The organism is Paraburkholderia sp. JHI2823, assembly GCF_038900695.1.
GTDB lineage: Bacteria > Pseudomonadota > Gammaproteobacteria > Burkholderiales > Burkholderiaceae > Paraburkholderia > Paraburkholderia mimosarum.
In genome coordinates this window covers 1-396 of the sequence record NZ_JAYMRY010000342.1, presented here as the reverse complement: position 1 = coordinate 396, position 396 = coordinate 1, and the positions used below count along the sequence as shown (strand labels likewise).

At 66.4% G+C, this 396-nt stretch carries 1 protein-coding gene; it reads left to right on the top strand.

What is annotated here, in order from left to right; genetic code table 11:
- Positions 1-366 (top strand): class II aldolase/adducin family protein (locus tag VSR34_RS38910; RefSeq protein ID WP_342965301.1); only part of this gene is annotated, 366 nt, incomplete at its 5' end.
- Between the last annotated feature and the right edge of the window lie 30 nt (positions 367-396).

Below are 396 nucleotides of genomic sequence, written 5' to 3'. Positions count from 1 at the left end.
GTCCATACCCATTCGACGCATCTGGTCGCATTGACGCTCGTGGTCGTGTGGAGCGAAGCGGACGTATTGCCGCCGATCACGCCGTACTACGTGATGAAAGTGGGCCACGTACCGCTGATTCGCTACCAACGCCCAGGCGATCCGCGAGTGGCCGCGCAGATCGCCGAGCTGGCCGATCGCGTGCGCGCGGTGTTACTCGAACGTCTGGGACCGGTGGTGTGGGAGCGCTCGGTCGCGCACGCGTCGTATGCGCTCGAAGAACTCGAGGAGACCGCGCGTCTGTGGCTGATGACGAATCCGCGACCCGCGCCGCTTGACGCCGCCGCGCTCGAAGAACTCCGTGCCGCGTTCGGCGTGCGCTGGTAGCGGGGCGCGTGACCGATGAACGCCACACAC